This window comes from Mesorhizobium onobrychidis, from assembly GCF_024707545.1.
GTDB classification, from domain to species: domain Bacteria; phylum Pseudomonadota; class Alphaproteobacteria; order Rhizobiales; family Rhizobiaceae; genus Mesorhizobium; species Mesorhizobium onobrychidis.
Genome location: NZ_CP062229.1, coordinates 2698485 through 2713008, shown reverse-complemented (window position 1 = coordinate 2713008; position 14524 = coordinate 2698485). Strand labels below are relative to the sequence as shown.

At 61.0% G+C, this 14524-nt stretch carries 9 protein-coding genes; 3 read left to right on the top strand and 6 right to left on the bottom strand.

Going from position 1 to position 14524, the window contains the following annotated elements; translation table 11 throughout:
- Positions 1–111 precede the first annotated feature (111 nt).
- Positions 112–2523 carry a GcvT family protein gene (locus IHQ72_RS13545; protein ID WP_258122886.1) on the top strand — a complete coding sequence of 804 codons (2412 nt, stop codon included), beginning with the start codon at positions 112–114 and terminating at the stop codon, positions 2521–2523.
- A gap of 332 nt (positions 2524–2855) precedes the next feature.
- A complete protein-coding gene (locus IHQ72_RS13540) occupies positions 2856–3161 on the top strand; it encodes a hypothetical protein (RefSeq protein WP_258122885.1) in 306 nt (101 codons plus the stop codon).
- Between the two features lie 12 nt (positions 3162–3173).
- Here the strand turns inward: IHQ72_RS13540 and IHQ72_RS13535 are convergent, their stop codons facing one another.
- Both IHQ72_RS13535 and IHQ72_RS13530 read right to left on the bottom strand, forming a co-directional pair.
- Positions 3174–4823 carry an ABC transporter substrate-binding protein gene (locus tag IHQ72_RS13535; protein ID WP_258122884.1) on the bottom strand — a complete coding sequence of 550 codons (1650 nt, stop codon included), beginning with the start codon at positions 4821–4823 and terminating at the stop codon, positions 3174–3176.
- A 57-nt stretch (positions 4824–4880) separates the two neighbouring features.
- On the bottom strand, positions 4881–6434 hold the full coding sequence (locus tag IHQ72_RS13530) for a trimethylamine methyltransferase family protein (RefSeq protein ID WP_258122883.1): 1554 nt from the start codon (positions 6432–6434) through the stop codon (positions 4881–4883).
- Positions 6435–6594: 160 nt separating this feature from the next.
- Between IHQ72_RS13530 and IHQ72_RS13525 the strand changes: the two genes are divergently transcribed.
- Entirely contained in the window at positions 6595–7248 is a 654-nt protein-coding gene (locus IHQ72_RS13525) for a TetR/AcrR family transcriptional regulator (RefSeq protein ID WP_258122882.1), read from the top strand.
- Between the two features lie 522 nt (positions 7249–7770).
- Here the strand turns inward: IHQ72_RS13525 and IHQ72_RS13520 are convergent.
- The 4 genes from IHQ72_RS13520 to IHQ72_RS13505 form a co-directional block, all read right to left on the bottom strand.
- Positions 7771–9276 (bottom strand): calcium-binding protein, encoded by a 1506-nt coding sequence (locus IHQ72_RS13520; protein ID WP_258122881.1) that lies wholly within the window; start codon positions 9274–9276, stop codon positions 7771–7773.
- Between the two features lie 250 nt (positions 9277–9526).
- Positions 9527–10123 (bottom strand): Pycsar system effector family protein, encoded by a 597-nt coding sequence (locus IHQ72_RS13515; protein WP_258122880.1) that lies wholly within the window; start codon positions 10121–10123, stop codon positions 9527–9529.
- A gap of 14 nt (positions 10124–10137) precedes the next feature.
- Positions 10138–13233, bottom strand: a complete 3096-nt coding sequence (locus IHQ72_RS13510; RefSeq protein ID WP_309508855.1) for an efflux RND transporter permease subunit — start codon at positions 13231–13233, stop codon at positions 10138–10140.
- Positions 13233–14315 carry an efflux RND transporter periplasmic adaptor subunit gene (locus tag IHQ72_RS13505; RefSeq protein ID WP_258122878.1) on the bottom strand — a complete coding sequence of 361 codons (1083 nt, stop codon included), beginning with the start codon at positions 14313–14315 and terminating at the stop codon, positions 13233–13235. The genes IHQ72_RS13510 and IHQ72_RS13505 overlap by 1 nt, the downstream gene beginning before the upstream one ends.
- Positions 14316–14524 lie beyond the last annotated feature (209 nt).

The window sequence follows — 14524 nt, the reverse complement described above, 5'->3', positions numbered from 1 at the left end:
CGCGAGACCGTAGTTCTAGACATCATTGTACAGAAAATCTTGCGCGCGTCTAGACATATGTGTCCATTTACCATTAGGCTCGGTGCAAATGAGTTTTGAGAGGCCGCGACAATGAAAACCCATTACCGAGCAGTCGTCATCGGCGGCGGGGTGGTTGGAGCCTCGGTGCTCTATCACCTGGCGAAATTCGGCTGGAGCGATGTCGCGCTGATCGAACGCGAGGTGCTGACCGCCGGATCGAGCTGGCACGCGGCCGGCGGCTTCCATGCGCTGAACGCCGACCCCAACATCGCCGCGCTGCAGGCCTATACGATCGACCTTCTGTCCGAGGTTGAGACGGAATCGGGCCAGAGCATCGGGATGCACATGACCGGCGGCATCTCGGTCGCCTCGGCGCCGGAGCGCTGGGAATGGCTGAAGGCCTCCTACCGCATCTTCCAGACCATGGGCATTGACGATGTCCATCTGGTCGGCGTCGACGAGATCAAGCAGCGCTGCCCGATCCTCAACACCGACGGCATGCTTGGCGGCCTTTACGCCGCGCGCGAAGGCCATATCGACCCCTCGGGCGTCGTCCATGCCTATGCCAAGGCGGCAAGGAAGCGCGGCGCCGACATCATCGAGCACAACCGCGTGCTGGAGCTCAACCGCCGCGCCGACGGCAGCTGGGACGTGGTCACCGAGAAAGGCACCGTGATTGCCGAGCATGTCGTCAATGCCGGCGGGCTGTGGGCCAAGCAGGTCGGCCGAATGGCCGGCATCGACCTGCCGGTTTCGCCAATGGAGCATCATTATCTCGTCACCGAAGCGCTGCCGGAGATCCAGGCGCTCGACCGCGAACTGCCGCTGATCGTCGACCTGGAAGGCTTCACCTATATGCGCCAGGAGCAGAAGGGGCTGCTGCTCGGCATCTACGAGATCAACCACAAGCACTGGAACATGGACGGCGCGCCGTGGGACTACGGCATCGAACTCATCCAGGAGGACACCGACCGCATCGCCAACGAGCTGGCGCTCGGCTTTAGCCGCTATCCCTGCCTGGAGACGGCCGGCATCAAGCGCTGGGTGAACGGCGCCTTCACCTTCTCGCCGGACGGCAATCCGCTGGTCGGCCCGGTGCGCGGCGTTCCCAATTACTGGGTGGCCTGCGGCGTCATGGCCGGCTTCCTGCAAGGCGGCGGCGTCGGCAAGTCGCTCGCCGAATGGATGATCCACGGCGAGCCGGCAGCCGACGTCTACGGCATGGACATCGCCCGCTACGGCGATTTCGCCTCCAACCGCGAATACATCAAGCAGACGACCGGGCAGTTCTATTCGCGCCGCTTCGTCATGAGCTATCCCAACGAGCAATTGCCGGCCGGACGGCCATTGAAGACCGCCGGCGCGCATGACGCCATGGACGCCGCCGGCGCGCGCTGGGGCAATTCCTGGGGCATGGAAGTGCCGCTCTATTTCGCCCCACAGGGGTTCATCGAGACACCGACGCTGAAGCGCTCCAACGCCTTCGACATCGTCGGCCAGGAATGCCGCAAGGTGCGCGAAGGCGTAGGCCTGCTCGATATCACCGCCTTCTCGCGCTACGAGGTCTCCGGGCCGCAGGCGGAAGCCTGGCTCGACCGGCTGCTTGCCTGTGCGCTGCCGAAGCCCGGCCGCGCGAAGCTCGCGCCGATGCTGGGCGAGAACGGCAAGCTCAAGGGCGACCTCACCATCTTCAACTGGGGCGACGGCTCCTGGTGGATCATGGGGTCCTATTATCTGCGGCAATGGCACATGCGCTGGTTCGAACAGCATCTCGGCGACGGCGTCACCGTGCGCGACATTTCGGACGCGGTCGTCGGCTTTTCGCTCGCTGGCCCCAATGCGCGCCGTCTGCTCGAACGGCTGACACACCAGGATGTCTCGCACCAGGCCTTCGGCTTCCTCGCCTGCAAGACGCTGGATGTCGGCCTTGTCCAGGCCAAGGTCGGGCGGCTCTCGGTCATTGGCGAACTCGGCTACGAAATCCATTGCCAGGCCAATGAACACGCCGGACTGCGCCGCGCACTGCTGGCGGCAGGCAGCGACCTTGGGGTTACCGAATACGGCTTCGGCGCGGTCAATTCGCTGCGACTCGAAAAAAGCTTCGGCATCTGGTCGCGCGAATTCACGCAGGACTACACGCCGGCCGAAACCGCGATGGACCGCTGGATCGCTTTCGACAAGGGCGACTTCATCGGACGCGAGACGGCACTGAAGGAGCGGAAAGCAGGATCAAGGCGAACGCTGGTGACGCTCGAAATCGACGCGGCGGATGCCGACGCCAGCGGCTACGAACCGATTTGGAACAAAGGCAAGCTTGCCGGCTTCGTCACCTCCGGCGGCTATGGCCATACCGTTGGCAAGAGCCTTGCCATGGCACTGGTCGATCGCGATTGCGCTGCGGAAGGGACCGAGTTGACGATGCATATCGTCGGCGTCGAGCGGACGGCCCGGATCCTGGCGCCCTCCCCCTATGATCCGCAGGGCAAGCGGTTGCGGGCCTGACCGGAAACGTCGACAACCAGTCGCTACTCGGCCCTTTCTCTGTCAGGGAAGACCGGATGGTAGACGACCTCCCGCAACCCCGAGCCCGCGGCCATCCTATGATGTGATTCTGGCCGGCGGGTCGACAGGCGGGCGACGGCAACTTAACTCCAAATATCATGGACTTGAAGCGAAAAATGATCATCATCGCGACCAGCGAGGCCGAGCAACAGGACCGACGCCGAACTCTTCTCGCCTGAGGATGTGCGGCGGGTCACGCCTTTGCTGAATTTCACTCCCGACGCGCGATTTCCGATCTATGGTGGTGTCTAGTTAGGCGCGAAGCAGGCGTTATGGTCGCCGGTTTCGGAGCCGGCCTTCAGGTGTTCGAGATTTCCGGATCGGCGACACCGGCGCTCATGCGGCGGGCGACGGCGCTCGACCTTTCAAGCCTGAGCGCGCCCTTGCTCTTCGCCATCATCACCACCGTTGTCTTTCGCTATCGGTATGCGGACACAATCCGGGTCAACGTCGACCGCGCTGGCGACGAATATGTGGACATGGTTTCAGGTCATCACGCCGATGATGTCGAGCAGGGCCTGACGCCGGCCAAGAAAAAAGGCCGCCCACAGCGGAGCGGCCAATTTCACGCGAGGTAGTGGAGGAATCGACTATTCGTCAAGCCATACCGCTTCGAGGTTGATTTCGTTAGTCTGGTGCATGCCGTGGTTCTTCACTGCCGCAACCGAGTGATTGTAGAACTTACGCCAGAAGGGCTGCGTGATGATGCCGGAATCCTGCAGCAGTTTCTCAACGTCCGCCATAAGGATCTTGCGTTTGGCAACGTCGGCGACCTTCATCGCCGCGTTGAGCTTCGCGTCGAACTCCGGATCAGCGAAGCCTGTCTCGTTCCAGGCCTCGCCGCTCCTATAGGCGAGCGCCAAGACCTGAACGCCGAGGGGACGCATATTCCAGATGGTCATCGAATAGGGATATTTCGTCCAGTCGTTCCAGAACGAACTGCCTGGGATCACCGTCCGCTTCACTTTGAAGCCGGCTTCGCGCTGCTGGGCGGCGACGACGTCGCCCGCATTCTTCTGCCATTCCTCGTCAACGGTGATCAGTTCAAACTCATGATCGGCTTGACCCGCTTCGGCCATCAGCGCCTTCGCCTTTTCGAGGTCTCTTGCGATCTTTGGCAGTTCTGCATACTCCGGGTGGATTGGACAGACATGGTGGTTTTCGGCAAGCGAACCCATACCGTCATAAGCGAGTTTCAGCACCGCCGCGTTTTCGACTGCAAGCTGAAGCGCCTTGCGAACGCGCTGATCCTTAAAGGGGGCGTTGGTGACGTTGGTCCGTGCGACGATGGTCGCTGACGTAACCACTTCCGATTTCACCAACCCCATCTTATCAAGGATCGGCACAAAGTCGGCATTGGTTTCGTAGTTTGTGTGCACCTCACCTGATTCAAAGGCATTCGCCATGGCAGAAGGATCGTTCCCGTAGTCTATGAATTCGACGCCGTCGAGATAGGCCTCGCCTCCCCACCAAGTTCCATTCTCACGGCGTTTAACCACGACTCGGTCACCCACTTTGTAGGAGACCAGTTCGAATGGGCCGGTGCCGATGGGGTTCTTGATCAAATCACCGCCCATCTTTTCGTATCCGCGGTGGACGATTAGCGCTGGGTAGTCGACGAAGCCCGGAATGATCGTGATATCGGACGATAGGAGTACGAGTTTGACCGTATGGTCATCGACCCTAACGATGGCACCGTCGCGTGCCTTGCCAGTCGTAGGATCGACGAGGGCCGCCATGCGTCCTGCCATCGAATTGCCCTCGACCGAACGATCGCACCATCGGTTCAGGTTGAAAACGACATCGTCGGCGTTGAAGTCGTCACCATTGTTCCACTTGACGCCCTTCCGCACATGCAAGACGTACTCTGTGGCGTCGTCGTTGACGTCCCAGCTCTCGAGAAGCATCGGCTTGAAGGTGAAATCGCGCTCATATTTCACCAGCGGTTCAAGAAACTGCCGGGCGGCATTCGAGCCTTCGACCCAGTCGAATGTGCGGGGGTCTTTCATCGGCTTCACCAACATGGCGACCTTTAACACGCCGCCCCTCTTCGGTGTCTGAGCCATCGCAGACGTTGGCGCGGCGATGCCCAACATGGCGTAGGCAGTTGCGGCCGACGCACCCATTGCGCTCGATATTGCCAGAAACTCGCGGCGGTCAATTTGCCCCGCAGTAGCCTCTACCGCCATTTTGGCGACAATGATGGATACAGGCTTTCCGTTGCGATTGAAAAATGTCATGTCTGCCTCCTTGGCTTTTGCCTTGTTATGTTCCCTGTTCTACTTTTGGTTGATTGATTACGAGACCGGCACGGCGCCTCCCTCGGCCTTGCGCCGTTCGATGAACTCGTCGAGCATAGGAGCTGTTTCCGCGGCCTGAATGGGCGGCTGGAATTCTTCAAGAACGTTCTTCCAGATACCGTTCGCTCGTTGGGTCGCGTCCTTGCTCCCGACTTCCGTCCAATTGCCGAAGTTCGACCAATCGGCTACCAGCGGCTCGTAGAAGGCGGTTCGGTAACGCGCCATCGTGTGCTGAGCCGCAAAGAAATGGCCGCCCGGCTGCACCTCCTCGATCGCCTCGAAGGCGATCGCGGCGGCATCTCCCGGCGTCTCGGTGAAAAGTTCGGCCATCATCTGAAGGACTTCGACGTCGGTGATCAGCTTTTCATAGGAGAGGCTTAGACCGCCTTCGAGCCACCCGGCCGCGTGGACGAGCACGGTCGCGCCGGCAAGCACGGCTCCCCAGAGGGCGAACTGCGATTCATTAGCGGCCTGCACATCGGAGATGTTCGCCGCGCTACCGCCGCCCGCCCTCCAGGGGAGGCCGAGATATCTTGCAAGTTGCCCTGCGCCGAGCGTCGCCTTCGCGTGCTCGGGCGTCCCGAAGGCGGGTGCGCCCGATTTCATGTCCACGTTCGACGAAAAGCTTCCATAAACGACTGGCGCCCCAGTCCGGCTCGTCTGGGCGAGGACAATACCGGCGAGCGCCTCGGCATGCTGGAGCGTGAGCGCGCCCGCGACCGTGATCGGCGCCATCGCGCCGGCAAGGCAGAACGGCGTGATGACAGTCACCTGACCGGCTCTCGCGAAATCGATGATGCCCTGCGCCATCGGGATGTCGAGTTGGCGAGGCGAGTTGGTGTTTATGATAGTGTAACAGTGGACACCGTTGCGGAATTCGTCCTCGGAGAAGCCGCGCGCAAGGCGCATCATCTCGAAACTATCCTCAACCTGTGGTGTTCCGCGCGCGAAGACGAAAGGAATTTTGTCCGACAGCGTGAGTTGCGCCCGCGCAGTCGCGTAATGGCGGAAACGCAGGTCGACATCCTGCGGTTCGAGATGGGGTCCGTGCATGTGCAGCACATCGAATGTCTGCACCAGCCGGACAATCTCCTCGAAGTCCGCAAGCGTTCCTGCCCGACGCCCGCGATCGAGATCTGTTACGTTGGGACAGCCACAACCCGCAACGAAGGCAAGCGCGCCGGTTTCGAAAACGAGATCACGCTCTCGGGCACCACCGTATGCCGGAATCGACCGCGGGGCGGTCGCTAGCGCTCCAGCGACCACATCTCGCCCGATGCGAACCATCATGCTGTCGTCGTCGACCAGGCATCCGTTCGATCGAAAGATCTGGCGCGCCTCGGCCAGAAGCACCTTGATGCCGAGTTCTTCGAGCACTCGCAACGACGTGTCGTGGATGTTTTCTATCTGATCGGCCGAGAAAACCTGCTGAGGGGTGAGAGAATTGCGCAGGCTGCGGTAGTTCGGGCGCCGCGAGGTCTGAACGCGGTCGCCGCGGGGCCTTCGGCCACCTCGCTGCCGCACCTCGCTCCCCGTTGTTTCGACCAACATGCCCTTTCCTCCGATGCCGTTCGATCGATCAGCCGAGGGCAGCATCCACCTAAGCTTGAATATCATGGATGCTACCGTCTCTGTACAGCATTGTCCATAGTTCATGGACATTAATGTCCACAAACTTGATTTGACGGCAGTGGCGTGACATTGCTAGCCGATGACGAAACCGATCAATCCGAAGCCGCCTGCGAACAGCAACGCAAAATCCACCCGCGAGGACTGGTTGAATCTGGCGCTCGACACCTTGATCTCCGATGGGGTGGAGAATGTCCGGGTCTTGACTCTCGGGCAGAAGCTGGGTGTCTCACGCTCGAGCTTCTACTGGTATTTCAAGAGCCGCCAGGATCTGCTTGATCAGTTGCTAGAACATTGGCGCGACACCAACACTCGTTTCATCCTTGAGCATGCGGCTCGCCCGTCAGCGACCGTCGTTCGCGGGGTTATGAGCATCTTTGAATGCTGGATCGACGAACGGCTTTTCGATCCGCGGCTGGACTTCGCGATAAGGGCCTGGGCGCATCATTCAGGGTCCGTTCGGCGGATCATCGATCAAGCCGACGACGAGCGCGTCGCCGCGATCCGCGATATGTATTTGCGGCACGGATATTCAGATGAGGATGCCTTTGTGCGCGCGCGCATCCTCTACTTCATGCAGATCGGCTACTATTCGCTCGATCTTCATGAATCGATGAGCAGCAGGCTCTCGCTGGTTGCAGCCTATCTTCGTAGTTTCACTGGCCAAGAGCCTACGAAAGATGACATCGCGGACATGGCGCGCTACGCGTCGGAAGCCAACGCGCGCACCCGCTAGATGTTGAGACCGGCATAGTCTATGTCTGCCCAGCGTCGCAAGGCTGTGCCGAAATCTTGGCCCGCACCACAACGGATCCACGACTGAGGTCAGGACTCAGGGGCTATGCCACGACATCTGCGGCATCGGGGCCGATAGGGGCTCCATCGCTGTGTATTGGCGAAAGTGAACTCGCGACCCATTCATACGAGCACATCGAGCCTGCATCGTCTTAGAAGCTGTCTTCAATTACGTCCGTTCGTCCCTCAAAAAAAGTCGCCGATCGGATTACCGCCTTGATGCGGGCGCACCAGCCGCTGTTTCGCGGCGAGACGCCGATCCGGTAAGCATTCCGCTCATGGTTTCTCAATGCGGATGAAAAGATCGGCGCGGTTCGTCGAAATCATGCCTCACCGTTGCGACACCAGCCAGTCGGGTCATGAACGCTCGGATGAGCCCTGACGCCCCTTCCTGCGCAATGGGGAGGGAAATCCTGCGCATGGGCGCGATCACGCCCGGTCTATGTAGCTGCGCCATGCGCGCCTATAACACGAAGAAGTCGTCCACTGTGAGGAATGTGCTCGGGTCCAGGGCGGCAAACTTGACAGTCGCCGCTCCTCCTGCCCCGTCCACATCGAACAGCAGATCGCCGGTCTGCTCGTCGTAAATGATGTGGTCGTTGTCATCGATGGCGTGCTTGCCGACGACGAAAACTGCAGCGGAAAGCGAGCCGGCCGACAGCCCGACGAATGCGGAGCTGTCCAGCCAGAACACATCGTCGAGCGCATTGAAGTCTTCTATGCTGTCGTAGTTCGCCGGCCCAAGTGCGTCGAACACGAAGACATCCCTGCCCCCCTCGCCGGCCAGCCGGTCGCGGCCGGCGCCGCCATTGAGGATGTCGTCGCCAGCACCACCTCGCATGTCGTCGGAGCCGGCGCCGCCGTCGAGGACGTCGTCGCCAGTGTCACCCCGGACGCCGTCTGCGCCCTCACCACCGCTGATCTCGTCATCGCCAGCGCCGCCCTTCAGCCAATCGGTGCCCGCGCCTCCAATGATGTCGTCCGCGCCCGCGCCGCCGAACAGCTGGTCGTGGCCGGCACCGCCGTCGAGCGTATCGTTGAACGGGGTGCCGCTGATGCGGTCGCCCCCGCCCAGCGCGGCGACGAGCACGGCATGATCATGGCTTGCGTAGCTCGCGATGTTTTTGGCGTCGGTCAGGGTAATGGATTCGGCCGGCGGAGTGACGGTGATCGTAATCGTCGCCACATTGCTGTTGCCCTGGCCGTCCGTAGCGTAAACCGTAAAGCTGTCGGTGCCGATGAAGCCGGCCTCCGGTGTGTAGTCGAACAGGTTTCCGCTCAGAAAATCCGCATGATAGTGCAGGGTAGTGCCATAATGACCCTGGTGAAACGGGTAGTAGTTACCGTCGAAACTCGTCTCCTGCTCCAGGGTGCCGCTGTCCGGCCCGTCCAAGACGATAAAGTTCAAGAGATCGTAGTCGGCATCTGTCGCGCTGAACTTGACGTCGTCGAGAGATTGCGCCTGCGAAATCGACAAGTCCAGGTCGGCAACGGTGGGCGCGTGGTTAACGAAGGTGTCGGACTGAAGCACGCCCCCTTTCAAGATGATCTGGTGCTGACCGTATTGGGTGTTTTCGCCGCCGAAATATTCGTTCGCCCCGATCCATGTCACCGTGAGGTCGTCGGGGCTGTCGGCGCTGATCGAGACGATCCGGACCGACTGGAAGGCCGCCTGGTCGGACACGGTGCGGAGAAAATTGCCTTCGTTGTCGAAGACCTGCGTTTCCACTGTCGTCCAGGTTTCGGTCCTGCCCTCGTGGGTGAAGCTGGTGATGGTGAAGAAGCCGTCGAAGACATCGACCGAAGCTAGTTCGATCCCACCGAAAGGGAAATCCGGCTTTGCGCCTATCGGTCCGATTACGTCGCCGTCTGTTTCCGTAATGCTGAAAAGGACCGAGTCAGGGGTCGGATTGGGATTCTCGGGTTCGTTCCATACGATGAGTTCACTGCCATTGCTTAAGGTCGGCATCCTGTCTCTTCCTTGCCTTTGGCGCCTGGACGTGCTGCGGATGCCCCCAATTCCAACAGTAACATGTTACGCGAGACGGATCGGTGACAAACCCAACCGCCCTTCGCCTTCTTCGAATGTGGTTAATTCTGTTTCTCGGGCGCGGAGTGATCATGCCCAACTGTCTGATTGGATGGAGGAGCGGGGGCTTTCCGCCGACAAAACTCGGGTGGCCTTCACCATCGATGGGACTTCGTCCCGCTACACTTTCTCATTGAACGACGGCGAAACTTCGAAGAAACTGCTCGCCTCCCAGCACGATGAAAGACACGACCGTCATCATCAGGCCGCGTTGGAAGCGTGCCTGCTTTAAGATCCTGACGCGTGACGTTTTCAGCAACTCGGTGGCCAGAACAGAGGTCCAGTCCGACCTCAAGGCCTGGTGCATCAGGTCACGGACATCGGCAAAGTAGCTGGGGTCGACATAGTACACCGGTGGGGCCTTGGAACCATGAGTAGTCTTGCCATTGAATTCCCTCTCCGCGCGTGTCCGGCTCGGATAGAGCACCTGGCCGAACTGAAGGATCGGCATGATGACGATCCCCCAAACGACCGCATAGAACAGCGGCCCGATCGGCGCATGCGTCGGCAAAAGATCGCCGAAGCGCAGCACGAGGTTGAGGGCGAGGATGTAGCCTACGCCAACGATTTGCGCCTTGTTGTCATAGGAACGCGCCACAGTTTGTGCTTCCTGAAGCGCGGCGAGGAGCATCTTGTCGGCATACTCGCGTGTAATCTCACCCGGTCCGGCATACATGCCGGCATCCGATCTCAGAAAGCGGTCGACAAGAGAGGAGGTTTCCGGCATGGCAAGCCCCTTCCTCAATGCTGGGGGGCGAGAATGGGCATTGCCGGAACGTCAGGCGCTGCTGCCGGTTCATGCTTTTCCCGAATGCCGTTGACCGCGACATAAAGGGCCGGGAGGAAGACGAGCGTCAGTACAGTCGCGACGGCGAGCCCGCCGACAATGGCGTAGGCCATCGGCCCCCAGAACACGTCGTGCATGATCGGGATCATGCCAAGGATGGCTGCAGCCGCGGTCAGCATGATCGGCCGGAACCTGTGCGTGGTCGCGTCGATCACCGCCTTCCAGGAATCGATGCCACGCGCCCGCTCATGCTCGATTTGATCGACGAGGATCACCGAGTTGCGGATGATCATCCCTGCAAGTGCGATGATCCCGAGGATGGCGATGAAGCCCATGGGCGTACTCGTGGTCAGCAGCGCGATTGCGACCCCGATGAGACCGAGCGGCGCTACGCTGATCACCATCGCCATCTGGCGGAAGCTGCCGAGCTGAACGATGAGTACGGTCAGCATCAACGTGATCATCAGCGGAAACTGGGCCAGCAGAGCGGCGTTGCTTTGGCCGCTCTTCTCGACCGTGCCGCCGGTTTCTAGCAGCGTGCCGGCCGGCAGTGACTTGGTGTACTCTTCGATCGCGCCTGCGAGTCGCTCGTGAACGGAGGCGGGCTGCAGCCCCGGCAACGGTTCCGCCTGGACTGTGATGGTGGGCAGGCGGCCGCGACGCCAGACATAGCCCTCGTCGAGATCATACTGGAACTCGGCAAGTTCGCGCAGGGGCACCGAGGCGCCTGTCGGAGTGGGGATCTGAAGATTGCGTAAGGCCTCAACGCTTGAGCGCTCGCTGTTTTCGGCCCGGGCCACGACATCGACCAGATAGATCGAGTCGCGCAGCTGAGTGACTGTCGAGCCGGTGAGCACGCGGTCGAGCGCCTGGGCGAGCTGTTCTGAGCTTAGGCCGGCCTGACGCACGCGATCCTGATCGACGACGATGCGCAGCTCCTTGCTCTTCTCGGCCCAGTCGTAGTTGACGTTGCGCACGAGGCCGGATGACCGCAGGACCTTTGCGAGTTCCTCCGCGTGGTCCCTTGCGTCGTCGGTCGTCGGCGCGCTCACCCGGTATTGCACCGGCCAGCCGACCGGCGGCCCGAGCTCCAGGCGCGAGATGCGGGCCCTCACGTTCGGGAAGCTGTCGGCAAACAGCGTCTCGAGCTTCGCCTGAACGCGGTCCCGCGCCTCGAGGTCCTTCGCGACGACCACGGTCTCCGCCATGAAGTCGTTGTCGAGCTGGACGTCGAGCGGCAGGTAGAAGCGGATGGCGCCGCCGCCCACATAGGAAGAGAAGCCGGCGATGTCGGGGTCGCTGGCAAGCGTCTCTTCCAGCCGCTTCGTCTCCGTTTCGGTCGCCGCGATCGAGGCATTCTTCGGCAGCGTCATCGTTACCACAAGCTCGGGCCGGTTCGACGCCGGGAAGAACTGCTGCTGCACGAAACCCATGCCGAAGAGGGAGGCTCCGAAGGCGGCAAGCGAGGCGGCGATGGTGAGCCAGCGGTGCCGCATGCTGAAGCCGAGCAAGCCAATGAAAGCGCGCATGAAGCGGCCCGGCCCATGAGTGCCATGCGCCTTCATGTGAGAAGGCAGCAGGGACAGCCCGATTACCGGCGCGAAGATCACGGCCACGAACCAGGAGGCCACGAGCGCAACCGCAATGACGGCAAACAGCGAAAACGTATACTGTCCGGTGTTGTTGTCGGCGAAGCCTATTGGCAGGAAGCCGAGGATCGTGATCAGAGTTCCCGATAACATGGGGAAGGCGGTAGAAGTATAGGCGAATGTAGCCGCCTTAACTTTTTCCATGCCTTCCTCGATCTTCGAGATCATCATTTCGATGGTGATCATCGCATCATCCACCAGTAGGCCGAGCGCGATGATGAGCGCGCCGAGCGAGATGCGCTGCAGGCTGATGCCCATCGCTTCCATGGCGATAAAGACGATGGCGAGCACCAGCGGGATCGACAAGGCGACCACGAGCCCGGCCCTGAAGCCGAGGCTGAGGAAGCTGACAGCGAGCACGATGACGATCGCCTCGAACAGCGCCTTGGTGAATTCACCGATAGCTTCGCGCACGACCTCGGGCTGGTCCGAAACCAGGTTGAGCTCAATGCCGACGGGGAAGCGCTGCATCAGGCGCCCGGCCGCCTCGTGCAGGCCTTCGCCAAAGTCCAGGTTGTTGCCGCCCTCGCGCATGTTCACGCCGATACCGATGGCCGGCTTGCCGTTGACGCGGAACATCTTCGTGGGCGGGTCACTGTAGCCGCGCTGAACCTTGGCGATGTCGGTGAGTTTGTAGAAGCGCCCATCGATCCAGAGATTGAGGCCGGCAACGCTCTCGGGCTTCAGGAGGGAGCCGGTAACGTCGACAAGCATGTTCTCGTGCGGCGTATTGATGACGCCGGAGGGCACAACCGCGTTCTGCCGCGCGATCGCCGTCAGCACTTCGTCGAGGCTGAGCTTAAGATTGGCGAGCTTCTGGGGTGAGAAGCTGAGATAGACCTTTTCGTCCTGGTCGCCAAAAATCTCGACCTTGCCGACATCGGACGAACGCAGGAACTCGGTCCGCGCCGTCTCGGCGAAGTCGCGCGCCTCGCGAGGCGTGAAGCCGTCGAAGGTGATCCCGTAGATGATGCCGAAAACGTCGCCAAACTCGTCGTTGAAGAAGGGGCCGACCACGCCAGGGGGAAGCGTCGCCTGGACGTCACTGACCTTCTTGCGGACCTGGTACCAGATGTCGTCGAGCTCGCGCTTGGGCGTCGACTCCTTGAGGTAAACGAAAATGGTCGCCTGGCCGGGTTTGGTGTAGCTCTTGATGTAATCGAGCTGGGGAGTCTCCTCGAGCTTCTTCTCGAGCCTGTCGGTCACCTGTGTGAGCATATCGGCCGCGGTGGCCCCGGGCCAAACCGCCTGGACCACCATGGTTTGCACGGTGAAATCCGGATCCTCCTGCCGGCCGAGCCTCTCGTAAGCGCTGATGCCGCCGATGACGCAGACGAGCATGAGGAATACTACGATGGCCCGGTTGTGGACGGCCCATTCCGAAAGATTGAAGCGTGTCATCACTCGACCTCCGTCTCAGCGTTCACCAACTCACCGTCTGCCAGCGAATTAACGCCGGCGGTCACGACCTTCTCTCCTGCCGACAGCCCGTGGCTGACGACGATGGAGTCTGTATCGAATTGAAGCAGCTGGACGTTCCGGCGCTGCACCTTGCCGTCACCGCCAATCACCCAGACCTGCGGCTCGTCTCCGGACTGCAGCAGCGCGGTCGGGGGTAGCGTGGTGACCTCCTGGCCCTCTTCGCTTTCGACGCGACCTACGACGACTGCGCCCAGCCGCATCTCTGGCGGCGGCGAAGCCAGCGCCACCTTCACCTGATAGGTGCCGGTCGTGCTGTCGGCCTCGGGGGAAATCTCGCGAATTGTGCCGGTGACCGCAATGTCCGGCCGGCCCTGGATCGAAACGTTCACCGCCATGCCGAGCTCTGCCCCGGCGATGTCTTCGCCGGCAACAGCGAAGACCGCCTCGCGCGCGTCATTGCGGGAGATCTCGACGACCATCTGGCCCGCGGCCACGACCTGACCAGGGTCCGCGCCAGCCGCCGTCACGATTCCGTCGTCGGGCGCAAGCAGCTGCGTGTAGCCGAGCTGGTTTTCAACGATCCGGAGATTGGCTTCGGCCGCCTTGACGGCAGCTTGTGCGCTCTGCAACGACTTCAGCGCCTCATCGTACTGCGAACGTGTGGCAAAGCCCTTGCCGAGCAGAATGCGGAAGCGTTCCTCCTGGGCCACGGCCTGTACGAGTGCGGCCTTGGCCGCCGTGAGATCCGCCTCTGCGGCGGTCACCTTGTTGCGGTAATCGACGGCACTGAGCTCAGCGAGCTTCTGACCTTTCTTGACGATGGCGCCTATGTCGACATCGCGCGAGATGACTCGGCCGCCGACCTCGAAGCCGACCTCGCTGACATAACGCGACTGGACGCGACCGGCGCCCTCCGCCACCGTGGCGAGCTTGTGAGGCGTCACCACCACTGCCCGCGCCTGCCGCGGTGCTGCTAATGCTGCCTTCTCCTCTTCGGAACAGCCGGCAAGACAAAGGCCGGCGAGACAGACACAAAGGAATTTGCCGTACGATAGGCGCATGAAAGCCTCCGCTCGAAAGGATCGAGGTTGCAGGGAACTGATGATTGATGAAGGAACTCCGGCCTAGCGGCCGAGGCTCGATCTCATTTTGAACTTATACGTCAAATCGACTATATGGTCAATATGAGAATTGTGCAATCGTGCAATGCAAAAAAGGGATGACCAGTAGCTAAGATTGATCCTACAGAAGGAGGGAGATCGCGCGCGAT